Annotated in this window: 25 protein-coding genes; 10 read left to right on the forward strand and 15 right to left on the reverse strand. The window is 41.8% G+C overall.

Features of this window, described 5'->3' with window-relative positions; genetic code table 11:
• Nucleotides 1–55: 55 nt before the first annotated feature.
• The 11 genes from AC1F2U_RS19060 to AC1F2U_RS19110 all read right to left on the reverse strand — a co-directional run bounded on the left by AC1F2U_RS19060 (nucleotide 56) and on the right by AC1F2U_RS19110 (nucleotide 9,918).
• Nucleotides 56–2,236, reverse strand: coding sequence for a CHASE2 domain-containing protein (locus tag AC1F2U_RS19060; protein WP_480262535.1), 2,181 nt, complete (start codon nucleotides 2,234–2,236; stop codon nucleotides 56–58).
• A 192-nt stretch (nucleotides 2,237–2,428) separates the two neighbouring features.
• On the reverse strand, nucleotides 2,429–4,396 hold the full coding sequence (locus tag AC1F2U_RS19065; RefSeq protein ID WP_480262536.1) for an FHA domain-containing protein: 1,968 nt from the start codon (nucleotides 4,394–4,396) through the stop codon (nucleotides 2,429–2,431).
• Nucleotides 4,393–4,596: a DUF6760 family protein gene (locus tag AC1F2U_RS19070; RefSeq protein ID WP_313931140.1), complete on the reverse strand. Its 204-nt coding sequence runs from the start codon at nucleotides 4,594–4,596 to the stop codon at nucleotides 4,393–4,395. The genes AC1F2U_RS19065 and AC1F2U_RS19070 overlap by 4 nt, the downstream gene beginning before the upstream one ends.
• Nucleotides 4,539–4,922 (reverse strand): phage tail assembly protein, encoded by a 384-nt coding sequence (locus AC1F2U_RS19075; RefSeq protein WP_335181091.1) that lies wholly within the window; start codon nucleotides 4,920–4,922, stop codon nucleotides 4,539–4,541. Before AC1F2U_RS19075 ends, AC1F2U_RS19070 begins: the two co-directional genes overlap by 58 nt.
• The gene (locus AC1F2U_RS19080; protein ID WP_480262537.1) at nucleotides 4,912–5,325 is read right to left on the reverse strand and encodes a hypothetical protein; all 414 of its coding nucleotides are present in this window, start codon (nucleotides 5,323–5,325) and stop codon (nucleotides 4,912–4,914) included. Before AC1F2U_RS19080 ends, AC1F2U_RS19075 begins: the two co-directional genes overlap by 11 nt.
• A 97-nt stretch (nucleotides 5,326–5,422) precedes the next feature.
• Complete coding sequence (locus AC1F2U_RS19085) at nucleotides 5,423–5,770, reverse strand: hypothetical protein (protein WP_334727912.1); 348 nt, start codon at nucleotides 5,768–5,770, stop codon at nucleotides 5,423–5,425.
• Between the two features lie 11 nt (nucleotides 5,771–5,781).
• Nucleotides 5,782–6,276 carry a phage tail protein gene (locus tag AC1F2U_RS19090; RefSeq protein ID WP_292739591.1) on the reverse strand — a complete coding sequence of 165 codons (495 nt, stop codon included), beginning with the start codon at nucleotides 6,274–6,276 and terminating at the stop codon, nucleotides 5,782–5,784.
• A gap of 105 nt (nucleotides 6,277–6,381) precedes the next feature.
• Nucleotides 6,382–6,837 carry a phage tail protein gene (locus tag AC1F2U_RS19095; RefSeq protein WP_099100384.1) on the reverse strand — a complete coding sequence of 152 codons (456 nt, stop codon included), beginning with the start codon at nucleotides 6,835–6,837 and terminating at the stop codon, nucleotides 6,382–6,384.
• Nucleotides 6,838–6,934: 97 nt separating this feature from the next.
• Complete coding sequence (locus AC1F2U_RS19100) at nucleotides 6,935–8,596, reverse strand: phage tail sheath family protein (RefSeq protein WP_480262538.1); 1,662 nt, start codon at nucleotides 8,594–8,596, stop codon at nucleotides 6,935–6,937.
• 30 nt (nucleotides 8,597–8,626) lie between these two features.
• Entirely contained in the window at nucleotides 8,627–9,466 is an 840-nt protein-coding gene (locus AC1F2U_RS19105; RefSeq protein ID WP_099100382.1) for a Pvc16 family protein, read from the reverse strand.
• Nucleotides 9,467–9,675: 209 nt separating this feature from the next.
• Entirely contained in the window at nucleotides 9,676–9,918 is a 243-nt protein-coding gene (locus AC1F2U_RS19110) for a hypothetical protein (RefSeq protein ID WP_480262539.1), read from the reverse strand.
• A 386-nt stretch (nucleotides 9,919–10,304) separates the two neighbouring features.
• On the opposite strand from AC1F2U_RS19110, the gene AC1F2U_RS19115 reads away from it, so the two are divergent.
• The 5 genes from AC1F2U_RS19115 (at nucleotide 10,305) to AC1F2U_RS19135 (ending at nucleotide 16,426) form a co-directional block, all read left to right on the forward strand.
• Nucleotides 10,305–11,426 carry a sensor histidine kinase gene (locus AC1F2U_RS19115; RefSeq protein WP_480262540.1) on the forward strand — a complete coding sequence of 374 codons (1,122 nt, stop codon included), beginning with the start codon at nucleotides 10,305–10,307 and terminating at the stop codon, nucleotides 11,424–11,426.
• A 21-nt stretch (nucleotides 11,427–11,447) separates the two neighbouring features.
• Complete coding sequence (locus tag AC1F2U_RS19120) at nucleotides 11,448–12,128, forward strand: response regulator transcription factor (RefSeq protein ID WP_322738198.1); 681 nt, start codon at nucleotides 11,448–11,450, stop codon at nucleotides 12,126–12,128.
• 43 nt (nucleotides 12,129–12,171) lie between these two features.
• Complete coding sequence (locus tag AC1F2U_RS19125) at nucleotides 12,172–14,310, forward strand: PstS family phosphate ABC transporter substrate-binding protein (protein ID WP_480262541.1); 2,139 nt, start codon at nucleotides 12,172–12,174, stop codon at nucleotides 14,308–14,310.
• Nucleotides 14,288–14,929, forward strand: coding sequence for an FHA domain-containing protein (locus AC1F2U_RS19130; protein WP_480262542.1), 642 nt, complete (start codon nucleotides 14,288–14,290; stop codon nucleotides 14,927–14,929). The genes AC1F2U_RS19125 and AC1F2U_RS19130 overlap by 23 nt, the downstream gene beginning before the upstream one ends.
• A gap of 402 nt (nucleotides 14,930–15,331) precedes the next feature.
• Nucleotides 15,332–16,426: an anthranilate phosphoribosyltransferase family protein gene (locus AC1F2U_RS19135; RefSeq protein WP_480262543.1), complete on the forward strand. Its 1,095-nt coding sequence runs from the start codon at nucleotides 15,332–15,334 to the stop codon at nucleotides 16,424–16,426.
• On the opposite strand, the gene AC1F2U_RS19140 is transcribed toward AC1F2U_RS19135, so the two are convergent.
• Nucleotides 16,398–17,822: an LCP family protein gene (locus AC1F2U_RS19140; protein ID WP_480262544.1), complete on the reverse strand. Its 1,425-nt coding sequence runs from the start codon at nucleotides 17,820–17,822 to the stop codon at nucleotides 16,398–16,400. The genes AC1F2U_RS19135 and AC1F2U_RS19140 overlap by 29 nt on opposite strands.
• A gap of 286 nt (nucleotides 17,823–18,108) precedes the next feature.
• A complete protein-coding gene (locus AC1F2U_RS19145) occupies nucleotides 18,109–18,450 on the reverse strand; it encodes a hypothetical protein (protein ID WP_334839035.1) in 342 nt (113 codons plus the stop codon).
• 223 nt (nucleotides 18,451–18,673) lie between these two features.
• On the opposite strand from AC1F2U_RS19145, the gene AC1F2U_RS19150 reads away from it, so the two are divergent.
• Nucleotides 18,674–19,840: an AI-2E family transporter gene (locus AC1F2U_RS19150; RefSeq protein WP_480262545.1), complete on the forward strand. Its 1,167-nt coding sequence runs from the start codon at nucleotides 18,674–18,676 to the stop codon at nucleotides 19,838–19,840.
• Nucleotides 19,841–20,128: 288 nt separating this feature from the next.
• On the opposite strand, the gene aroQ is transcribed toward AC1F2U_RS19150, so the two are convergent.
• A complete protein-coding gene (gene aroQ / locus AC1F2U_RS19155; RefSeq protein ID WP_480262546.1) occupies nucleotides 20,129–20,743 on the reverse strand; it encodes a gamma subclass chorismate mutase AroQ in 615 nt (204 codons plus the stop codon).
• A 269-nt stretch (nucleotides 20,744–21,012) separates the two neighbouring features.
• On the opposite strand from aroQ, the gene AC1F2U_RS19160 reads away from it, so the two are divergent.
• The 4 genes from AC1F2U_RS19160 (at nucleotide 21,013) to AC1F2U_RS19175 (ending at nucleotide 23,097) form a co-directional block, all read left to right on the forward strand.
• Nucleotides 21,013–21,186: a hypothetical protein gene (locus AC1F2U_RS19160; RefSeq protein ID WP_480262547.1), complete on the forward strand. Its 174-nt coding sequence runs from the start codon at nucleotides 21,013–21,015 to the stop codon at nucleotides 21,184–21,186.
• 169 nt (nucleotides 21,187–21,355) lie between these two features.
• The gene (locus AC1F2U_RS19165) at nucleotides 21,356–21,844 is read left to right on the forward strand and encodes a GNAT family N-acetyltransferase (RefSeq protein ID WP_480262617.1); all 489 of its coding nucleotides are present in this window, start codon (nucleotides 21,356–21,358) and stop codon (nucleotides 21,842–21,844) included.
• Between the two features lie 33 nt (nucleotides 21,845–21,877).
• On the forward strand, nucleotides 21,878–22,555 hold the full coding sequence (locus AC1F2U_RS19170) for a ComF family protein (RefSeq protein ID WP_334844247.1): 678 nt from the start codon (nucleotides 21,878–21,880) through the stop codon (nucleotides 22,553–22,555).
• 86 nt (nucleotides 22,556–22,641) lie between these two features.
• Nucleotides 22,642–23,097, forward strand: coding sequence for a PPC domain-containing protein (locus AC1F2U_RS19175; protein ID WP_289799460.1), 456 nt, complete (start codon nucleotides 22,642–22,644; stop codon nucleotides 23,095–23,097).
• Between the two features lie 162 nt (nucleotides 23,098–23,259).
• On the opposite strand, the gene cobS is transcribed toward AC1F2U_RS19175, so the two are convergent.
• Entirely contained in the window at nucleotides 23,260–24,033 is a 774-nt protein-coding gene (gene cobS / locus AC1F2U_RS19180) for an adenosylcobinamide-GDP ribazoletransferase (RefSeq protein WP_480262548.1), read from the reverse strand.
• Nucleotides 24,034–24,198: the final 165 nt, after the last annotated feature.

Consider the following 24,198-nt stretch of genomic DNA (forward strand, 5'->3'; position numbering starts at 1 on the left):
GGTCATGCGAGTGACCGAGCTTTTTTCTAAGCAATTTAGCGTTGATCAAAAAGTACTAAAGACTTTCGAGATTTTTAAGCACCTCTGCGGCTGACTGATATCGTTGAGTGAAGTCAAAATGTACCATTTTATTTAAAATCATCACTAACTCGTCTGTAGCGTCAGTCAATTCGCGCCAATGTTGCCAAATATGCTGATTAGCATCAGCTTCACTTTGGATAATTATTTCACCAGTATTTGTGTCTCTACGAAACTCTCTAGGTTCTACCCCAGTTAAACCTTGTATTCCCATAATTCCCAACGCATAAATATCACTGTTGAGTTTTGGCAACCCGCTCATTTGTTCAGAAGGTGCATAATTAGGAGTGCCAATTGAAATTGTTTGAGCTTCTTGCTGCTGAGGTTGAATTTGCTTAACAGCGCCAAAGTCAATTAAAACAATGTGCCGATCTGATTCTCGCCTAATTAAGTTACTAGGTTTGATATCTCGATGGATTACGCCATAGCTATGAACAAAAATCAGCACATTCAAAACTTCTTTGAGTATCTCCACAACTTCAGCTTGTTTTAGTCGCTTCCCAGCCGTTAACTCTTTATCCATAGCGTGCCCTCGAACAAATTCTTGCACTAAAGAAAATTGCCGATTTTCTTCAAAAAAAGCTAACAGTTGGGGAATTTGTGGGTGCTTACCCAAAGTTTCTAAAATTTCTGCTTCCGCATCGAATAGGCGTCTGACAACATTTAAATATTCTGCATCTTGGCGGGGAGGTCGCAACTGTTTAACCACACACTGCGGATTACCAGGACGCTGGATATCGTCAGCTAAATAAGTATTGCTAAATCCGCCAGAACCCAAGGGTTGAGTAATTTTATAGCGGTTATTTAGTACCGTGCCTAATGCAATTTCTTGCCCAATGGAATCAACAATTACTGTTGGCGCTTCATTTGAGGCGTTGCCACGCTGCCGTAAAAGATTTTGTAATTCTAGAATTAATTGTTGGTGTTCTTGAACTCGTTGGGTAATTTCTTTTTGCTCTTGCTGGGTTTGATAAGCACTATAGGCAAGGACACTGCCGGCGGTAAATACTAACCCCAACGCCGGAGGTATGACTGGGAACCATCCAGCTTGGGTAAAAATGACAAAATTGGCTCCAAATAATACTGCCAAGGCTGTTGCTCCTGCCAATCCTAAACCTAGCGGATGTTGAATCCGCCATACCAGCAACCCACCAACTACAGTCCATCCCCATATCCAAAGGACTTCACCCCACTCAGGCAAAAACCAAAATAGAGGCTGTTTGTTCAGAACAGCACTGAGAATTTGACTAACGCTGTGGGCATGAATTTCAATTCCGGCCATTTTGCCAGAATTATCTGACTTCCCGCTAGCAAAGGGCGTATTAAAAATATCATTTAAACTATTAGCTGTTGAACCAATCAAAACGATGCGGTCTTTAACTAAATCTGGTTTAACTTGATTTGCAAGTACTTCTGTAATAGTTACCTGCTGGGCAACCTGATGACCAGAACGGTAGTTAAGCAGGATTTGGTAGCCATTGGTATCTGCTTTTTCATAGCCGCCAGCGTTACTTTGCAGGGGTTTAAATACAGTATTACGTAGTTGTAGTTCCTTTTTGGGGGTAAATTCTAGTTGGATGTTTCCAACTTCTAAATATTTGAGCGCTAGTTGTAAGCTAAAAGAATAAGTACTTTGACAAGAATCGGACTCCTCTGCACTTACCAATAAGAGGTTGCGACGAATTGTAGCATCAGTATCTTCTACGACATCATTAAATCCTACTCGCTCTGCTTCAACGCCTTTTGGGGGTGCTATTCCCGGATTGTTATAACCAGAATGTTTGCAGATAGGAATGATGATATCGCTCTGTTGGAGGCGTTGCAGTAGCTTGTCATGACCAGGCGGTACTGGTAAGTCACGAAAAATATCTAGACCAATGACTCGCGGTTGATATTCTTCAAGTTTGCCTAATAGTCGGTCTAGAAGTTCGCTAGACAAGGGCCAATTCCATTTTTGGATATCTTTTTCACTTAAAGCAACAATCAATAAACGAGTGTCTGGGCCTGAGTCGGCATGTAATTGCATCATTTGGTCGTAGACTTTCATTTCTAGAGGCTCGAAAACCCCCAGTTTTTGAATTCCTACTAGTAAAATTGTAGCGATCGCACTTGAAAGAATAACTGGCTGTCTAAATAAACTTTTAAAAGTTACAACCATTTTTTTAAATAAATTTTACTTTAAAATATAGGTATATTTTGAGATTAATTTTTAATATTGAAATTATTCTACGCAATTTGCAACTTTTCAAAAAATATAGTAATCATATTTTACTTGCAAACATCAACACGTCAGATACCGGACTTATTTAATAAGTCCGGTATCTTGTTGTTCGTGACTAATTTAGAATTGCTATATGTGTTTGAGATAATGCACAATCGCCTCTGCTGTTGAGAAGTTAGTAGCCAATAAAACTTGATTAATAGTGCATAATCTTAACAGTGCTTCTTCATTTGCTTGACCTGGCTGAGGTTGCAGCAAATCTCGCAGGAAAATCACTGCTACAATTTCTCCGGCTCCAACCAATGAAGCAATTGTTTGATATCCTCCAGAAGTTGGTGCGGGAGTTTGTTGACTAATCGTTATCCCTGCCTGTTGATGTAAAACTTCACTAACAGATGGCCAGGTAATTGTAAAACTCTGCGAGAAAAATTCCTGATGTTCGGAAACCAGTTCAGCAAGTTCTGATTTCTTGCTTTCATGAGCGATGAGTACTATATTTCTTTCAATGATTGCTTGAGGAGACTCACCGACATTTGTTTCTTCTGGAGTTTCATCAAAACGATCTTCTTCTACTTGCGGAAATTCTTCAATAGTTTGACTGATGCTCTCAGTAGCTCCACTTTCTGTTGTTTCCAAAGATGGAATATCAGCTGAGTCAGAAATTTCACTTATTTGTGCAGCAACACCATCAACATATAGACTAACTTCTTCAGTACTTGCATTACTCAAATCAATGTATTGATTGCTTAAAACTTCCGCAACTGCATCATCAGGTGCAGTTGATGGTTCAGAAACTTCGCTTATTGTTTCATCCACCGCAGAAGTAGGTTCTAATTCGTCAACATCTGCACTGTCTGCTGCTGTAACTGACCTATCCCAATCTATTGCTTCATCAATGATATCCCGTGTAACTTGGCTCTCCTCCTCTGCTTCTTGTGGCTGAATCTCTTCGTTTTCAACAACTTCACTGGTTTCTTCTGCTACTGGCGTATCCAAATTCACTACTTCATCGTGAGTAGTTTCGAGAATGTTACTCTCCTCCTCAGATACGTGGTGCAAAATATCGCGCGGTTGGACAGAGGTAACTTCTGCTGCTAGTGCTGCCTCCAATGCATTCTCATCGTAGGTAGCTTCGGGAGTGGCGCTTTGTACAGGAACTTCGTTGAAAATATCACGTGGCTGTACGAAGGTAACTTCTGCTTCTAATGCTGCCTCTAACTCTGCATTATCGTCGTAGATAATTTCTGGAATAGCACTTGTATCACGCTGTTGTACGAAAGTAGATTCTGTTGCCAGTGCTGCTTCAAAATCTACAGCCTCATCGTGGTTCGCTTCTGGAAGAACACTTTCCTCTTCAGGAGTTTCAATGATGTTTTCAGGTGCAGCTATAGCGTTATCAGATTCAGTCAAAGAAACTTCTGAGGCTTCGCTGACTTCTGGAACTTCGACTTTTTCACTATCGGCGCTGACTTCTGGTGTAACTAATGTCCGCAAATCCACAATTTCATCACGAACATCGTGTGGAACTTCGCTGACTACTTCTGGTGTCTCAACAACAGGGATGACATCATCAGGTTGAGTCGAAACAACTTCTGAGATTTCGCTGATTTCTGAAGAAGGGGGTGCTTCTACTTCGGAACTAATTGGCGGTGGAACTTCGTTAACTACCTCTGGGGCTGGATTAACAACATTGGCAGCGCTGACATTTTCAGGCGATCGCGATCGAGAAAACAGTGAAGGATCTATAATTCTAAAGACTGTCTCTGGTTGCTCATAAACGGGAGCAACTGCTTCCAAAATCAAAACATAATCTGCAATCCGAATAACATCTCCATCACTCAAAGAATATGGTCGATCTTTTTCAGCCTGTTTCCCGTTAAATATTGAGCCATTTCTACTGCCAAGGTCAGAGAAGTAGTAATTTCCAGCTTTAACAAAAAACTTGGCATGTACTCGACTGATATCAGGGCTGTCTAGGATTAAATCAGAATCAGGAGAACGACCTATTAGCCATTCTCCTCTCGTTGGAGTTTCTGTGGTAAGGTCAACTTCATTGACTTCACTTAGATTTGGTGAGTAGCTAACTTTAACTTTCATATTAATTTTTGGTTAATTTTATTGATTTCTGCCACCCAGCGCTGACGGGTAGTATGTTCTAAATTTAAAATATCATCTTGTGACCAGTGGAAATGATAAGCAATAAAAGCTACCTCCTCATATAAAGTATCAGAGGGGTAGCTTACGACTCCCCCGCTAGTTCTAGCTCCACTGAAAATTGAGTATTGCAGTGGGGACATTGTGTCGGAATGTGTACATTGCCTTGTTGATTGATTCGATTGTAAAATTCTCGGAGATAGGCAATGTCATGTAAGAGCAGTCCTTCGAGTAAATCAGGACTAACAGAGTTGAAACTGCCCAAGCGAGTAATGACTTGTGCAAGCATTACTAATACGCCGTAAGCCTGATTTTCCTGAACTTTGCGCTCTTGTTGCACCAAAATTTCATCTTTGGCGGTGGCTAAACGCATCACCCCATGACGATGTACTCGTTGTTCGCCATCACTCAATCCTCTAGGAAGAGTGAAAGAAAATTCTGTGCAGAGAGTATCCTTTTTACGGCGCATAGCTTATTGAATTTGGGCATTGAGTATGAGTCTCTGACTGGTTCCCAGCCTGAAGGCTGGGAACCCATTCTGGGAGGCGGAGCCTCCTCTTTGTTGACAAGAGGTAGAACCTCTGGGAATACATTCCCAGCCTGGAGGCTGGGAACTCCTTTAATGAGTCTTTGATACTCATTAATGAGGCTTTGAACTCCTTTAATGAGCCTTTGATACTCATTAATGAGGCTTTGAACTCCTTTAATGAGTCTTTGAACTCCTTTAATGAGGCTTTGAACTCCTTTAATGAGCCTTTGATACTCATTAATGAGGCTTTGAACTCCTTTAATGAGTCTTTGAACTCCTTTAATGAGCCTTTGATACTCATTAATGAGTCTTTGAACTCCTTTAATGAGGCTTTGATACTCATTAATGAGTCTTTGAACTCCTTTAAATGAGCCTTTGATACTTGCAGACGTAGCTTAGAACTTTTCCCTCTGCCCCCTGCCTCCTACTCCCTGCCCAACTCAATTATGAAGAAGTGCTTCAGGAGAACTTACTGTATCTTCTGGTATGGAAGTTTCGCCTTCCAAGCCATTGATTCGACGGTAAAAATCTTGGAGATAATTTAAATCTTGGGAAAAAAAGTTTTCCACGATTGCAGGAGTAACTTCTGATAAAGCACCCAAGTGGGTAATTACTCGCGACAAGATAATAATTGTGGCATAAACAGGATTAGCTTTAACACGTGGGTCACGCAAGGGTGCAATCTCGTCTATCGCCGTTGATAACCGCATTACACCTTTGCGATGGAGGTTGCCTTCAGAGTCTAGATACCCCTTTGGCAGTGTAAATTCAAACTCTGTGGGAAACATAATTCTCCTAATTATTTCACGCGTTTAAATTCCTCAAAAGCAACCTCCACCTCCTCAATTTCGATGTCATGGCTGCGGGCGTTGACATCGGCAATCTTGTAACTTGCAGGCCAAGCACCGGCTAATTCAAATCTAGCTACTTCTTGATTTGCCTGATTATAAATAGACAAAGCAACAAGTCTACGTTGCTCAGACCAATTACCCTTTTCGACTTTTTCAAACCACTTCCAAAAATCCATAGAGTTGGTGGTACCTCTACGCAGAATGAGATTACCACTCTTGGGATTGCTGGGAAGCTTAGTTCTCACCACCTGACCTTTTGATTGCCCTTTTGTACCCCAGGTTTGAGAAGTGACTTCAGTAATTTCAATAACCTCTTGGGTTCTTTTGAAGCCTTGACACTCCAAAAAGAAACAATTGGCATCGTTTTGACCTTCTAGTGTCAGTTCTAAATAGAACCGATGGGCTGTCAGAACTTCTGGAATTCGGCTTGCGGATTGTACCACTGTTAAATAATTCGTAATTCGTAATTCGTAATTCGTAATGAAGCTTGCGACTCGCTACTGCTACGCTCTAAGCAAAGCTATGCCACAGGCTTTACGTAATTACGATTATTTGATTCGTTTAATTCCTTCGTGAACCAATTCAATGGTTTCATTCGCCATATCACCACCAGACGCACTTAAGGTAGGGCCGGTGTATTTACAGGGATAACAATTGACAATGTTCCACCGTGCCTTTTCAGAGCCTTGTTGGTCGTAAGCAACCACCGAGCCAGTCTTACGATTCTGTGCCCACTTTCGAGGGTCTCCCATGTCTTCGTTACAATCTTGATACCATTTATAAAGGTCTATATCATCAGTGGCGATGACTTTTACTGTAATGTTGGTAAATTTAACAACAGTTGGTGTAGCTTGACGCATGAGTTTTGCGCCCTTAGATGAACCGTGGACTTCTTGCGCTGGTGTATTCTCAACGCCTAGTCCGCTAATTTCTTTGATGAACTTATCAGTAATTCCGTCAGCCTCGAAGTAAAACTTACAAGATGTTAAAAATTCGCCTGCCATTCTTTTAGACTCCTTTGTGTGTAATTAATTTTGAAATGGGGAATGGGGAAAGGAAAGACGCGATAAATCGCGTCTCTACAAGAGGAGAATTCTTGGTCTATTCGCTATCTTCAATGCCATTCCATTGGCTGATGCGGAAAACAACAAATTCAGCTGGTCTGACGGGGCAAACTCCGACTTCAATATATAAACGTCCTAAAATTCTGGTTTCTGGTGGGTTTAATTCTTCGTCGCACTTGACATAGAATGCTTGTGCTGGAGATGCCCCAAATAAAGCACCTTCACGCCAGATGCGCTCTAAGAAGTTGCTCACAGTACGGGTTACACGCGCCCATAAATCTTGGTCGTTCGGTTCAAAAACTACCCACTGAGTCCCCAGTTCTAGGGATTTTTCAATATAGCTAATTAATCTACGCACACTGATGTAACGCCACTCTGTTTTATCTGGCTCAACTAAAGTGCGTGCGCCCCAAATGCGGATACCTCGATTGGGGAAGCTGCGAATGCAATTTATTCCCAAGGGGTTTAATAGTTCTTGTTCGCGGAAGTTTGTGTCATAGCCCAAACCAATTACGCCTCTGGGAACTTCATTTGCAGGCGCTTTGTAAACTCCTCTGGTTTCATCGGTGCGGGCCCAAACACCCATCACATGACCGCAAGGAGGTACTAAAATTGGATTACCGCGATCGCGTGGATTAGGTACTTTAATCCAAGGATAATAAAGGGCCGCAAACATCGAACGACGGTTAAATCTATTCAACCACTCCACTACTTGTTGCGGTTTGACGGCTTCCGGTGGCGAATCAAGTACAACCATGCGGTTGGGCGGGTTGGGAATATCGCCACTGGCAGAACCCTCGCACATACTAATCATCAGTTCGATGATGCCGTGAACTTGATCTAAATTCAGCACCTGTTCTTGATAAGCCCGCATCACATCAGGACAAGCCAGCATTGTGATTTCATCAACTTCAAAGATACCGCGTACCCCGGTGCGATCGTCTCGAACCCCTTCTAAATTTTGCGAAAATCTATCGGGTGTGGCAGCAACAATGGGCGGTGCTAGTTCATATTGACCATTAACCGGACGACGAGCTAAAGGTTGTCCGCTTTGAGTTATGTCTTCTAAAGTGACATACATCGAATTTCTCAATGCTGTCAGCGCATAAGTGGCTACCTGATTGGCAGGCTCGCGGTTCATTGTCAAGTTCGGATATTCCTCTAGAAGTTCATCTCCCCGACGAATTTCGATGGTGAAATATTCACCCGTATTTGGAGGCGCTTCTCCTTCAGTACCTTCGGGTAAGGCGCGGGGCGAACCATCAATAATTACAATATTTACTAATCCACCTGATGCTTGCTCGGGGCGCAAAGTAAAACGCAGGGCTGGACGATTACCTCGAGCGTTAATTCGTAAGTTAGCCGGTTCTGGAGTTGCTGGTCTGGGTGCGCCTGGTAATTGAGTCCCAATGCTTGTTACCCAGCAACGACCGCCACCATTCATAAAGTAGCCGTAGACTGAAAAGGGTAAATAAGCGTTGAAGTCGGTGAAGCCGTCAGAGTTGGGACGCGCAAAGTAGTTTAAAAATTGCGTCCAAGTGGTTACTAGCATGGGCTTGTATAATTCAGCCCCACCGCGAACGTCTTCTGTAAAGCCTACAAATCCGGCAACTGCTGTGCTAACACCTTCAATTGGTCGGCTACCCCGGTCAATTTCTTCAATATAGACACCAGGAGCAAAGTAATCAAGTCTAGCCATGAAAGTCTCTCCAAGTCAGTAAAAATCTAATTATTCAGGAGTTAGAAATATTTCTTTGAAAGTATTACTTTGGTTATCTACCAATGCATTGACGTTTTGGGGTAAATAGCCAGGATGATTCAGAGTCAAAACATAATTACCTAAATGAAGGTCTTCAAAGAAGAACAGCCCTTCTTTAGTAGTTGATATGGACTTGTCAGTTCCTCTCACAGCCACTTCTGTCGCTACCAACGGCAAATTTGTCACCGCACTTTTGACAATACCCGCGATCGCAACTCGCCTGGTTAATACTAGACTGTCACTATCGCGAGACAATTGATTTCGCAAATTGAAAATTCGCTCCCAAACCAAAGGCACTGGAGTCGGTTGTGGCTCGAAGGGTATTGTAACTGTCAAATATAAGGCTGAACGCAATGGCACACTGAGAGCGCTCCATAAAGAGCCAATCTCAATTGGCGGCTCTAAGGCAACTGTCATGTTCAAATTACCATAGCCCCGTAATTCAGGAACCAAAAACTCCTCTTCCAAGGTGCGATGGCGCAACAGCACAGTCAATGCCTCACTAATAAAGTGATGCTCACCTAAAGCTGTTCTATCCCAGGCTGTTAATAGCAGCGAAACATCAAACCAAGCTGGTGCCCAATTTACAGTGGCAGGTTGTAGAGCGCGTGTTAGCTTGCGTTCTACTTGCCTGCCAGAATGTTGTACCTGCTTACTCTCACGTATATCAAAAATATATAAATTGAGAGTCGGGCCTGCTCCCTCTTCCCTACGATTACCAGGATGGCTAAAGTCAATTTGCTCTGTACTGGTAAGTGAGGTTCCTCCAGCTAGAATTTCGGCTAAAGTTTGAAGAACGAAGATAAGCATCAGGGTGTTCTGCTGGTAGCTAATCCAGATGCCTCTACAGTATATGTATCGGGCTTCTAAAGTTAATTAGACTTTTGTCGATATTTTTTAAATCGGGTATTAGGTCAAGAATCCGTAAAGCAGCAACTTCAGTTTGTAGATTAATCTAGAGCAGTTCTTAATTGGACGCACTACATTTTTTTCTTGTGGGGGGTTGAAAAGCATTGGTGTCAAGTTAAGGCAGAAGCCAAAATGTCAAAGGTATATTCATCGAATTCGGGCAGCCGTTCATCGAATTCGGGGTGTCGTTTATTGAATTCGGGGTGTCGTTTATTGAATTCGGGCAGTTGTTCATCGAATTCGGGCAGCCGTTTATTGAATTCGGGCAGCCGTTTATTGAATTCGGGCAGCCGTTTATTGAATTCGGGCAGCCGTTTATTGAATTCAGGCAGCCGATTATTATTTTTGTTCAATTTTAATTTGAGGAGGATAAAACCTAAACACAAAAAGACTTTTCATCCAGTCCCCAGTCCCTAGCTATACTAGTTGACCCCAGTGATTTCATCTTAACTTGACACTAATGGCTGAAAAGCCGACCCAAGTAGTGCATTAAGCTAACGAAAGCTTGGGTATGTAGTAAGCATTTCAGTGCTTAACATCAGGATTAAAGTCCTTACTACAAACTTGTTTACACAGCAAAGGTAGCTTGATACACATTTGAATACAAACCTTAATGATTATTTGTATGAATTATCCCAAAAGATAACTTAATAAAAAAATAAACATTACTGAGACTGCATAATTTTATACTGATCAGCAGAAGAGTAAAAACATTTGGTTGCAAAAAGCGAGTGAAGCTATGACACTAGGCTTTTCTGTACAAAAACTAGACAATGGCTCTAATTATTTGAGTTCCTCAGACATCCAAAGCTTTTGTCAGCTTGAGTCTGAGCAGTTAAGTAGTCAGTATCCAATTTTTTTCGCTCGAATTGTCTATCATGATTCATTATTGAGAGCTAATCAAGAGGTGATAAATTATGGTCAAGACCAAGTTCCTTTTTCCCCAAAAACTTTAGCTTATTTGCGTTCAGAAGCATGGCTGACAGATTTTCCGCCTGTTTTGACCTTACAGGAATTTAAGCTTAAGGACTTTTCATGTATTTCTTATATTTGCCCCATATCCTATAGAAATCAAAAAATTGAATATATTCAAATCATTACTCATGAGCCTCTCTCGTCGAGTTTACAACTATATGTAAAACGCTCTGCTATGTTGCTGAGTAAATATGTAGATATTTCCTTAGATTATGGCAGACAAAAAACTGAAATTAAACTCCTAGAAGATATCTTGCATCGAGTCGGTCATCAATTGCGTAACTCTCTAGGACTCATAGGATTGTATGCACATAATCTCTGCTTAGGTTTAGAGGATAGCCCTTGGCAAGAGCAAGCAACAATCATCGGCGAAAGTATCCAAGATTTAGATACTAATTTAAATGAACTAATTGATTGCGGTCAAAGTGCAAAATTAAGAGTAACACTTCAAGATTTAAGAAGTTTAGTGGTTGAAAGTATCACAAATTTGCAACCTTTAATTAATCAGAAACAACTTAAAATATTGATTCCCGATACATCGACAATACTGAAGATAGACAAATTACAAATGAAACAAGTTTTTGATAATATCCTCAGTAATGCCGTTCATTTCAGTCCTAATTCAGGAACTATTACCTGTAGCTGGCAAATTTTCCAAGATGAAGTTTTAATTAAAATCTCCGATCGAGGGCCAGGATTGTCTCAAGAGGACTTACAAAAAATATTTACCCCATTTTATTCCCGACGCAAAGGAGGTACAGGACTGGGTTTGACTATTGCTAAAAAAATTATTCTAGATCATCAAGGAAGTATCTGGGCGCAAATTTTATCAGAAAGTGGGGCACAATTTTCGATTATTTTACCTCGACCAAGGAGCGTGAATTAATTTATAATTCATCATAAAAATATGATTAATGATAGTAATAAACTTTCAGTTTTACTTGTAGATGACGAAGAACGGTTTCGTCAAGGATTACGTACTCTCCTAAATTTTTATAGTATTAATTCTGCGTTACCTGTAGAAGTTATTGGTGATGCAGATTCTGTTGAGCAGGTTTTAAAGTTTACAACTCAGAAGTGTCCAGATTTAATTTTGCTGGATATGCAATTGAAAGGATGTGATGGAATTACAGTTCTGGCACGTCTTAAAGAAGCTGCTTACAGTGGAAAAGTTTTAGTATTGTCGGCTCATCAAGAAGACGACTGGATTTTTAGAGCGATGCAGGGAGGAGCCGCAGGTTATGTGTTTAAAAATCGTGTGGCAACCCAATTATGTGAAGCTATTGACACTGTAACTAGGTCGGAAATTTATCTACCTTCAGAAGTTGCTAGTCGATTTTTTCGGTTTTTCCAAGCTTATTCAGATTCTTGTGTAAAAGCATGTCATGAGGTGCATTTAACGGAAAGAGAGCAAGAGGTTTTATACTGGTTAACTCAAGGTGCTTCTAATGAAGAAATCGCTAAACATTTATATGTAACAGTTGCTACTGTTAAGGCGCATCTCACCAGTATTTTTGAAAAATTGAAGGTTACTAGCCGGACTCAAGCGATTGTGACTGCCCTCAAGTTAGGATTAGTTCACGCTTGAGCGCGACTTAAGTAGCCGGCGCAATTCACGAAACTTTTTGTATATGGCTTCATTTGAATCTTTTTATCAAGAATACCCCTGCTCGTACAATTCTCCCTTAAGTTGCGATCGCCCCTTCCAAACGGCGCAGCAAATCAAGGGTGCTAAGTTTTGCTTGGAATGTGGTTTTCCAGCAACTTTACCACAGGAGGGTGAGATTAAAGGAAGTCAGGGAACTTATCAAATAACTAATTTTGTTGGTGTGCGGGGTTTAGGCCGCTTATATTCAGGTGTTCAACTTAAAGACAAACAACCTGTCATCATCAAAGAATACCTGCTCCCCAATCGTTCTTTTAATGAAAGTGAGACTCAAAAGCGGAAAGAGACTTTTAAACGAGTAGGTGGGGTAAGTTTAGCCGATAGTCGAATTCAAAATTTCCGTCTGGTGGAAACTAAAGAAGCGATCGCAGATGAAAAAGGAGAGCGCTGCTATCTTATTACTCAAGGAATCGAATCATCCCAAACTTTAGGTAAGTATCTCATAGAAAAGGGAGCAATGACATCTCTTGAGGTGCGGGAAGTACTAAATCAAGGTTTACAAACTCTCCAGTTTCTCCACACCCAAAAGTTGCGTTTTCCCTCCAATCAAACACAACTGGGTATCACTCACGGCAATATCAATTTAGACAGTACTTTAATTAAAGTAGAAAATAATCAAAAGTTTTCTATATACTTTTGTGATTTAGCTATCTGGGAAAACTTATTTATTCCCCCAATTATTCCTCAACCTGCTCCCGCCAGACCTGACCAAGATTTAGAATCATTAGGATTATTAGCCTTTTATTTATGGGTAGGGCGGACAACTAATTTTTCATCTAACCAGCCTCTCGACCCTAGAGATAATCAACAATGGCCGGATACCGATAGCAATTTAAAGCACTTTATTTATCGTTTAATTGGTCTGGAAACTCCTTTTGAGAGTGCAGAAGCGGCTCGGAAAACCCTACTAGAACTTCCTCAAGAAGATCGTGCTAAAAGTTTAAGTTCAGTGCGTTCGCCAGGTTCTCAAGAAATAAAAAAGCCTTTGCCAACGCCCTTAATTTTGCTAGTAATCCTATTTTTATTACTACTTGGTGGGGGAATTTGGTATTGGCTTTGGGGTAGGAAAACAGATAATCCTAATCAATATATCCAATGGTCTAGACTTGTGCGGAATTTCTCAGAAGTACCCAACGTTCCTTCTGGACAATTTACTTACACAGGAGAAAAAGATAGTACATGGAGTTTTGTTTTAACGCAATTAGTGGACAACAGCCGTTTAGGAGATTTATTGACCAGACCAAAGTTAGATGCAACAGCAACATTTGACTATAAGTCTGTTTTGTCATCAAATATAAATAATCAGATTAAAAGTATCGAAGAAGTTCAAACAAACAAAAAAGATTTTGCCATTACTAGTTTGGTAGACAATATTACAGATAAACTTGCAAAAAAAGCAGTAGCCTATGATGGTTTACTTGTTTTTGTCGCATTTAATAAAAGAGACTCAAATCTTGCCAATGCTCTTGGGGGGAAAATCAATCTTGAGCAATTGCGTCAAATTTACACAGGTAAAATTACTAATTGGCAGCAGATTAATCCCAAACTTCCAAATCTGCCTGTGAAACCTTTTGCCCCAACTGAACCGGAAGCAATCAGTAAATTTCAACAAATAGTTTTGCAAAATGCCCCTCAAGACGAAGCTTTATTTGCAGCGAAAGTTACTAAACTTGATACAACAAAAACCCAAAACCTGATACGCAGTGAAACTTTAGATGGGCGAACTACTGGTATTATCAGTTTTGGGATTATCAGTAAAACTTCGAGTCAGTGTACTGGCTATCCTTTAGCGATCGCAGATGCTAAAAAGTCCGCTATTCAACCTCTGTTTCAAAAGCGCGATCGCCGCTCAATTAATCCCTCAGATGATTTGTGTCAACATGATGATTATTATGTTGATGTCACAACTTTCCAAAGCTACCCCTTGGGATACCCTATTTTTGTGGTGTACCCTAAAGACAGCAACCGCCTACCTGGTGGTTCTACATTTGCCCAGATGCTAACTACTCGTCAGGGTCAATGTTTACTTAGTAAAGTAGGTCTTGTAGCTTTACAACCTATGCCTGATGATATAAAGTCTTATGCCTGCAAATCGGTGCCCTAATCCTAGTTGCGAATATTTTAACCGCGCCCTGCCTAACAATGCTAAGGTTTGTCCCTGGTGTTCTACTCCTGTAGGTAATGTAGTTTCTGCTACACCACAACCACCTAGTCAACCTCCACCTATTCAACAACAGCCTAGTCAACCACCTGTTCAGTATCAGCGGCCGCCTACAGAGCAACCTAACTACCAAGCTCCCCAACAAGCCCCCATTGATTATTCAACAGTCTATCAGCCACGAGTTTCCTATCAACCAACACCACCTGTTTATACCCCTCCGCCTCAAAGAGCGCCAGCCTTAAAGCTGATTCATAGCACTGGCAGAGAATTTCACCTGATTGGGGAAGGAGGTTATATTGGTCGCCGCAGTCAGAGTCCAGGAATAGCGCCGCCAGAAATTGACTTGACCGGCATTCCTAGTGAGGGAATAGTCTCTCGTCGTCATGCGCGAGTCGATTGGGACTGGTCGCAAAATTCTTACATGATTGTTGATATGAGTACAAATGGTATTTATTTAAACAACAATCCTTTGACTCCCGGTATGCAGTATCGCCTACTTAACGGTGATTCCCTGCGATTTGGTCAGGATAACCTAGTGAATTTCACTGTATATATTGTGTAGTATAAAGCTGATTTTATAACTTTTAATTAACAAGACTTGGGGCTTAACAACAAGCTTAAGCCCTTTGTTAAAGATAGACAAACTTCTGGGCTAAATAATTTAACGTGAGTTCGACAGACCTCTTTCTCCCAGCCTCCCTCGCCTTTTAGGAGAGGGAGGAGTAATGAGAAAATAGGGTTTTTGCTCCCCTCTCCTCTCTTCGAGACGCTGCACGAACGTAGGAGAGGGGCTGGGGGAGAGGTCAAAATAGCACTCGTTGAACTCACGTTAATTTAATAAACTCTGCTGTTGACGACTCATTTTTACCTTCTTAAATCTAAAATTCGGTCATTAGTCATTTTCGGTTATCCCGAAAGACAAAGGACAATAGACAAATGACGCTGGACGGAGGACAAAGGAAAAATGAGCAATGTATTTCGGGAATTTCTGCAAAAAGTAGGCAGCGGAAACCACACATCTAAGAATTTAACTCGTATTGAAGCAGCCACCGCTACTAAAATGATGCTGCTGGGTGAAGCGACACCAGCCCAAATTGGAGCCTTTTTGATTGCTCACCGAATCAAGCGTCCTACAGGAGAAGAGTTAGCCGGAATGTTGGATGCTTATGAGGAACTGGGGCCAAAACTGCAACCCATAGCCTCTGGGCGACCAGCGATCGCTCTTGGCATCCCTTATGATGGTAGGGCACGCACAGCACCAATTAGTCCTGTAACAGCTTTATTACTTGCCACAGTGGGACAACCAGTGGTAATGCATGGTGGCGATCGCCTACCAACGAAGTACGGCTTACCTCTGATAGATATTTGGCAGGGTTTAGGAGTCGATTGGACTACCTTACCTCTAGCACAAACTCAACAAGTGTTTGAGCAAACGGGAATCGGCTTTATTTATCTACCTCAGCATTTTCCCTTAACTACAAGTATTTGGGAGTACCGCGACCAACTTGGCAAACGTCCGCCGTTGGCGACAATGGAGCTAATTTGGTGTCCTTATGCTGGGGATGCTCACGTAATTGCTGGGTTTGTCCATCCACCAACAGAAGGGATGTTTCAGATAGCTTTAGAACTGCGAGGAGTGACAAAATTTACATTAGTCAAAGGATTGGAAGGTAGTTGCGACTTACCGCGCGATCGCACTGCAATCATCAGCTTATCTTCATCCGTAGCACCCCAAGAGGTAGAACGATTGCACCTCGTACCGCGCGATTACGGCTTTACTACCAAGAACGTACCCCTTGGAACTACTGAAGAACTGGTGGCGGATATTCAAGAGGTTTTGGCAGGTAAACCAGGTGAATTGATGCAAACAGCCTTGTGGAATGGCGGATTTTACCTATGGCGGAGTGGTATTTGTTCAGATATGGCAGAGGGTTTAGCTAAGGCAGAAGAATTATTAACCAATGGTGCAGTAGCAGCTAAACTCCAAGAACTGAGCCAGATAATACATTCAGTAACAGAAAATATACCCTTTAGGGTGTCAACGACTTCTCCAAAATAGATTTTTGTTCCAACCAATCTTTACCTACTTGGATACTGATATCTGAGCCAAGGTTGCCAGTGCTTTCCACCCGCACTTCTCCAAATCCCAAAGTGCTGCGAATTGATTCGGCACTGTCACCATCTCCCTGTTGGGCGACAATATGAGTTACATCTAGAGGTTCACCCCATGCCTTGGCCACATAGATATTACGATATCCAGATTTTTCCAAGGCTCTAATTAACGGTTGCAGATTAGAGCGATCGCCACCTGTACTATCTTGAATTGCTACACGCAAAGAGCGGAGGTTAGTTGTAGTTGCCAGCTGTTCCTGTTCTGAGTCCATACCAAAGTGTTGAGCCATCAGTTTCGCAATCCCATCTTTGTTGGGCAACCAATAGCTAGCATCAAACTCATTCTTCTCGCTAAAGCGACCTGGCAGCATTAACATTTGCATATTAGAGCGATTTGTCCGCACTCCAAAACCCATTAGCGCCACTAACTCTTCAACCGTCAAGTTAGTATCAATGTGGTCTTTCACGACATCAAGAACTTTAGGTAATTGAGCAACAGTAGCTGGGTTGAGTGTTTGATCCATCAAAGCACGCATGACCATTTGCTGGCGCTGAATCCGACCAATATCACCGAGTTCGTCATGGCGAAAACGCAGCAATTGCAATGTTTGCTCGCCATTGAGGTGTTGCTTACCAGCCTTCAAATTGATGTACAAATGCTGAGAATCATCTTGATATTTCATATCTTTAGGAACGTAGACAGTTACGCCACCCAAAGCATCAATCAGCTTGGCAACTCCCAAAACGTTAATTCGGACATAGCGATCGATTCCCACCCCACCCAAGAGATTACTGACAGTTCTGGCAGTCAAAGCTGGCCCACCTTCAACGTTTGCGGAATTAATTTTTTTCACTCCATACCCCTCTATTTCCGTGCGGGTATCTCTGGGAATGGAGAGCATATTTATTTTTTTCGTCTCTGGATCGAATTTGACCAAGAGCATCACATCGGAAAGACCATCAAAAGAGTTGACTTGGGGCAGGTATTTGAGATTTTTGGTATCTTCAGGAGGGTTTTGGATATCTGGGGGAAGTACGCTCATTCCCATCACCAAAAGATTCACTGGACGAGTTAATTCTGAAAATCGCAGCACACCTCCAGAAATGCGATCGCTATCAAAAGCCGCCTCATCCTTTGGAGTTAGCTGCGCTTGTTGCAAAGGCGTACTTGTCAAAGATACCGCCAAAAGCGCCCCCGCAGTTGCTGATACCATCGCAATACCACTCATACCTACCCAAAACCACAGCCACCGTCCTGATGTCGAGTTTTGGGGAATTTTTTTATTGGATTTTGAGGCTTTTCCCGACTGGTTTTCTTCCGCCGAACTTCTTTGAATGGTCACAGACTTCCTCACACTTACTCACTAATCAAATTCAGTAATTTTGCAGACTAAAAACACCCAAACAAATCAACCCATAATAGCTAACTCTTAATTATCGGTGCTAACTTTTTTAATGTAGTGTCAACCACAACACTTATAGCAGCATTTATTCTTTTTTTGGGACAACCTGGAGATGTTTTACTGAAGTATGGCAATAATAAACTGGATTTGACTAGATATATAGAGAAATCAGCCAGAAATTTTCCAAAATTCAGTAAAAACACCGACAATTTATCACCTTAAAAAATTAAGATAAATACTTGCCAAGTACTCGTTCAGCTAAATTACTAAACCCTGGTAAACGACTAGATTTGCCCTGCATTAGGCGCAAAATCAACCAAATACTTACTAAAAAGTAACCTGATGTGAGAAAGCTATTGAGGATAAATAGACGTAGCGGAAAAAAATCTGAAGTTGCTGCCCCGGTAGCTAATAATAGATAACTCAACAACCAAGTAAGTGCCAAAGTAATAGACAGACGACTAATAGCAAGTTGTTCCCGACTACCCTGGCCCCGATAGAGAGTCCACAAGGATGGAAAAAAGCCGACGATCGGAACTAAATGTAAAAGCAACTGTGTTTTAGGCATTGGGGATGGGGCATTATTCTCCCCCTGCTCCCCTGCTCCCCTGCTCCCCCGCTCCCCTGCTCCCCCACTCCCCATTCCCCACTCCCCATTCTCTTTTGGTTCAAAATTTTCCATTGGGGTTAGTCTAACTCCTAAACTAGAAGGATGAATAAGACTCATATAGTTAGAGATAATAAGCTGTAAAGAAAAATTTCATTTAGTTCTATTCCGCAATCAGCTCAAAATGCAGACACGTAAGCTACTCGACTGGTGGCAAAGATTCACACCAATAGCGCGAATCGGGGCGATCGCGTTATTCCTGCCGCTGCTAGTTCTCAATGGTTGGGCACTTTCGGTATTCTTTAATTATTTCCATTCTCTCATAGTCATTTTAGTCGGAGCCTCAGTGCTGGCATTTCTGCTCAACTACCCCGTGAGCTGGATGGAGCATCATGGTGCGAAGCGAGAGCAAGTTGCTATTTTAGTATTTCTCTTGGCTTTATCAATTTTATTGGCGTTGGGTGTGACACTTTTTCCCCTGGCTCTTACCCAAGCACAACAACTGGTGGCGCGTTTGCCAGATTTAATCGACTCTGGACGCTCTCAGTTAATGATCTTAAACGGAAAAGCTGAGACTTTTGGCTTACCGATTAACCTCGATGCTCTGGTGGTGCAAATCAACGATCGCGTCAAAGGACAATTACAAGCGATCGCAGGACAAGTTTTAAATCTAGCTGTACTCACAGTTACTAGTCTGCTAGATATTCTCTTGACGATGGTCTTGACTTTTTATCTTTTACAGCATGGGGGTGAACTCTGGCAAAGTTTAGTCGAATGGCTACCTAATAAATTTCGCGAGCCTTTCTCTAAAACAGTCCGCCTAAGCTTCCAAAATTTCTTCATCACTCAGTTGATTTTATCTACCTGTATGGCTTCAGCCCTTATTCCTACCTTTTTGTGGCTGAAAGTGCCGTTTGGATTGCTATTCGGACTAACTATTGGCCTGATGGCTCTCGTCCCCTTTGGCGGTTCTGTAGGCATCGCCCTGACTACACTATTGGTGGCGTTGCAAGATTTTTCAATGGGTGTGAGAGTGTTGATCGCAGCGGTAATTGTACAGCAAATTCTCGAAAACTTAATTGCCCCCCGAATTTTAGGCAGTTTTACCGGTTTAAATCCAGTTTGGATTTTAATTTCGGTCTTAACAGGGGCAAGAATTGGCGGACTGTTGGGTGTAATTGTGGCAGTACCTACAGCTGTTGTGATTAAGACTGCTTTAAGTGCCTTGCGCCCTGGTACCGGGACAAACGACAGCGCCATTGGGGAGATAACTGCATCCGTTCCAGGAAATGAGTCCTCGAAAGCTGATGCCAACAAATCTTTGAGCATTTCTGAAGCAACATTGCCTTAATACAAGAAGGCAGGAGCAGGAAGTGTATCATCAGTTATTTATCAGGAACGGTAAGGGACAAGGGAAAGGGTAAAAAGCTATTGCTCCTATGGTGGGAAACTATTATCAACCTTTTTCCCTTTACCCCTCTTATTTATTAAATTCTGTTGCAAGCGATTGTTTAATATAAAATTTTCCAAATACTGTGAAAAGTTAGCCCTTGCCGCAAGAAATGAATGCCAATTGGTGTTTCGCTTCAATATTCTAAATAGCTTTTAAACTTTTCAATAAATCTAACTTTCAAAATCATTATCTAATTAAGAATTTAGGAAAGGAAACTACTTTGTAAGAAGTGCTTTTAAATTGCAGCAGGGGTGAAATTGCTAGGTTCTGCACTTGCCGATCGATACCATCTCCCTGAATAATCACCTGGGAACGTGACTGAATTAATTCCCGAATTTGTGGACAACCTAGAACAGAATTCAGTTCTGTTAAAGCAAAGAGAAGTTCTATGTTTAATTTATCTAACGATGGTCGCAATGTCTGGTTTAAGTCTGGCACGTTAGGAAAAGATTTAATGCCTTGCTTTTGCCAGTTTTGAAAATCAGTGGTTTGGATGAGTTTTCCTGCTTCTATTTGTGCTTGAAAAAATGCTGTAACTGTATCGGGTTCTAAACTATGGGTTGTTGCTTGCTGCCGAACCTTTAATAGTAACTCTTGTTCGCGCTTTAGATCCTGAATAGGACGTTTGTGATTCCATTTCCATCGGGCTACATCATGTGCAATTAACAATCGCTGCTGGATCAATTTTAGTAATTTATCTACAGGCAGTTGTTGTTCAGCTACCCTAATAGTTTGGAGATTTACTAGTTTTACTGGCTTAGAGTTTTGAGCAACGAAATATAATTTTAACTTTGCAGCCACTACTGTAGTACTGAAAAAAATCCCAAAGAAAATTATGATGGCAAACAACAGTGGATGCTTTCTAAAAAAACTTAAATTCATAGAAAAAAGCTTATACACTCTGCGAATTAGTATAAATTATCAGTAAATCGATAAAAATACAGTATTTTAAATTTCAAACAAAATATCTCATAGTTACTGACAAAAAGCAAATTCAGGCTTATAGGGGTATTCCCGCATTTCTCACAAGCTTGAGGTGCAGAGAGGCAGCGGGGCAGAGGGGAAAGAACTTGGTATTTGAACTCTCCCCTGCTCCCCTGCACAAGGTTTTGAGAGATGTGTGTGGTGAGAAATCCGGGTATTGTCTCCGTCAGCAGGGATTACGTGCTGCTCAAAGAGATGCTAAACGCGGTCGTAAATTGTTCCAAGCAGAAATTCAGCGGATTTGGGCATTGATAATGTAGGTAGATGTAGAGCCGATTTCTTTGTTAAAGATGACTTTTCTCAGCACTGACATAATTCACGCCTTGAGATTACAGCTTGAAATGAACTCTGCAAGAATTGCTATTTGCTGAGTAAATTGGGATATAGATGCGGAAAATTTTTCTGGGTAAACTTGACCAGCAAATGGTAATGAAAAACTATTATCAAGATTTTTTAATTCGTGATTGGGTGAAAAGCGATCGCACAAGAGCCGCTGAAGTCATCAGTTATGTATTATCAGAATACGGTCTGGCTTGGGAACCCAAGGGTGCTGACCAAGATGTGCTGCGAGTCGAGGAATGTTATTTAGCTACTGGGGGAGAGTTTTGGGTAATTGAACACCAAAGTCAGTTAGTAGGTACTGGAGCATACTACCCCATACACCGAGGCGAAAAAGCTGTAGAAATCCGCAAAATGTATCTTTTACCCAGCATCAGGGGTTTAGGATTAGGGAAATATTTGTTACAACAGCTAGAAGCAGCGATCGCAAAGCGTGGTTTTCAACAAATTTGGATTGAAACCGCCAGTGTTTTGGTGGAAGCAGTCAAGCTGTATGAAAGCAATGGCTACACTCCAGCAACAGGAGTGGAAACAACAAGATGCGATCGCGTGTATGTTAAGTCATTGGTCAAAAACTAATGACTAATGACCAATGACAAAGGACAATTCTAAATGCACGCTTGGATTAAAAATCTCACAGGCTTACTCAATCTTTTTCTCCAATCCCATTGCCCTCTATGTCAACGTGCAACTTCCCAAGAATTCTGTCAGAACTGCACCAGACAACTGCAAAAATGTCAACGTAAAGACCCGATTTCTCTATGGCAAGAGCCTATACCTGTGTTTGGTTGGGGGGAATATGGTGGCCCGGTGAAACGAGCGATCGCAGCGATGAAATACGAAAATCAACCCCAAATAGCTCGTCCTTTGGGTCAATGGTTAGGGGAAGCATGGTTGTTAAATTCACCGAAGCGAGATAGCCAGCCTGTAGTAGTTCCTATCCCACTTCACGCTAGCAAACAAAAACAACGTAAATACAATCAAGCCGCACTGATAGCACAAAGTTTCTGCGAAATAACTGGATTAAAATTGAAACCAAACGGTTTAGCAAGAGTGCGAGAAACTGAAGCGCAGTTTGGTTTGTCGGCATCTAAACGAGAAAAAAACTTGAACCAAGCTTTTGCTATTGGGCAAGAATTTCGCCATCGTCCTCCAAATGTCCCAGTGCTGTTAGTGGACGACATTTATACTACTGGTGCTACTGCCAGGTCTGCTGTGCAAACACTTCGTCAGTATGGAATTGTGGTCTTAGGATTAGTAGCTGTAGCCACTGCCGTCAAAGACGGATAAATTAAGAAGTAATGGGCAAGCTTTGACAGATAAATGCATAAATTGACCGAATTACCCTATTTTTGTAGAAAAATTGCTTGAAATGTATGAATAAAGTTTTGGCGGCAGGTTTAAAACAACTCATCATCATTCCTGCCACATTGCTGGCAATAGGCATTAGTACCAGTGCAGCTTTTGCTCAAAATAAATTGTATAGTCCAATTCCTTTATCTAACAGTACTGAAATTGACGATCGCCTTTCAGACAAAGATATTCCCACAGGTCAAGGTGGGTTTGCCCGTGATTACACTGTGAAGTTACAAAAAGGCGATAATTTAGCAGTTGACCTGTCATCGGAAAACTTTGACAGCATCATCACACTGCTGGCACCTGATGGTTCGACTCTAGCAGAAAATGATGATGGTCCTGATGGTAGTAGCAATTCCTTACTCTTTACTCGCATCGTAGAGACAGGAAATTATGTTATTCGTGTCCGGTCTTTTGGGGAAACTGGGGTTGGGGCTTTTAAACTCAAAGTGACAAAGTTGCAACCGATTAAGTGAAGTAGTCATTTGTCATTTGTCATTGGTCATTTGTCATTGGTCATTTGTCATTGGGGATAGGAAGAGGCAAAGATGCAGACGGGAAAAACTTACTGCTCCTCTGTTCCTCTGCTCCTCTGCTCCCCTGCTCCTCTGCTCCCCTGCTCCCCCACTCCCCATTTCTTAAAAAATGGTTAATACGCAGAGAAATAAGGCTTCAGTCCACTCAACGACTGCGCCGTAGGTATCTCCAGTGTGTCCGCCTAATTTGTGGTTGAACCATGCACCAGTTAAAGTGGCGATCGCACTTCCAGCAATTATGATTGTCAGTGCGAGAAATAGCTGCTGTTTATCTATTAGCCAAAGTAAACCACTCAAACTAAACAACAACAACAATCCCGGTAACAAATCTTTGTAAGAACGAATGGCTTGTTTGTGAAATGCGCCTTTACCAGTTGCTTTCAGATAAGGATATCGGGCGATCGCTAGTTGCTGTCCCCAACGTCCCCAGCCACAAGCAGCCATCAGCAACAAGCAACGGTTTTCTGGCATATCCGTCAAAGCTGTTATTTTCAGTAGCACCAAGGCGATCGCAGCCATTGCTCCAAAGGCTCCTGTAGCACTATCTGCCATCACCTCCAGTCGCCGATCTGGGTCGCCCACTGCTAAACCATCGGCAGTATCCATTGCCCCATCTAAGTGCAATCCTCCAGTTATGGCAATCCAAACACTTACTACCAATGCACTACGAGTTAACACGGGCATACCAATATAATCCATACCCGTATCTAGCAACCCTAAAATTCCCCCAATCATAACCCCGACAAGGGAAGCAAGAAGTGCCACTCCCCGAAAGTCCAATCCGTTTAAATACGGCAGTGGAATTATTGTGTAAAATATGATACTAGCTGCCAGCTTTAACAGCAGCTTTTTCCACCACTGTTGCTGTTTCGTCATCTGAATTACATTAATTTTTGGTAAATTGCTGGATAATAGTCATAATTTCGGTATGACCGACATCAGTAGACTTTAAAACTTTAAATAAGATTTACTTCCATTAAACATTGTCGTTGAAAATTTTGTTATGCTGGTCTAAGTGGTAAATAAATAATTTTGAGTATT

This window comes from Nostoc sp. LEGE 12454, assembly GCF_056620565.1.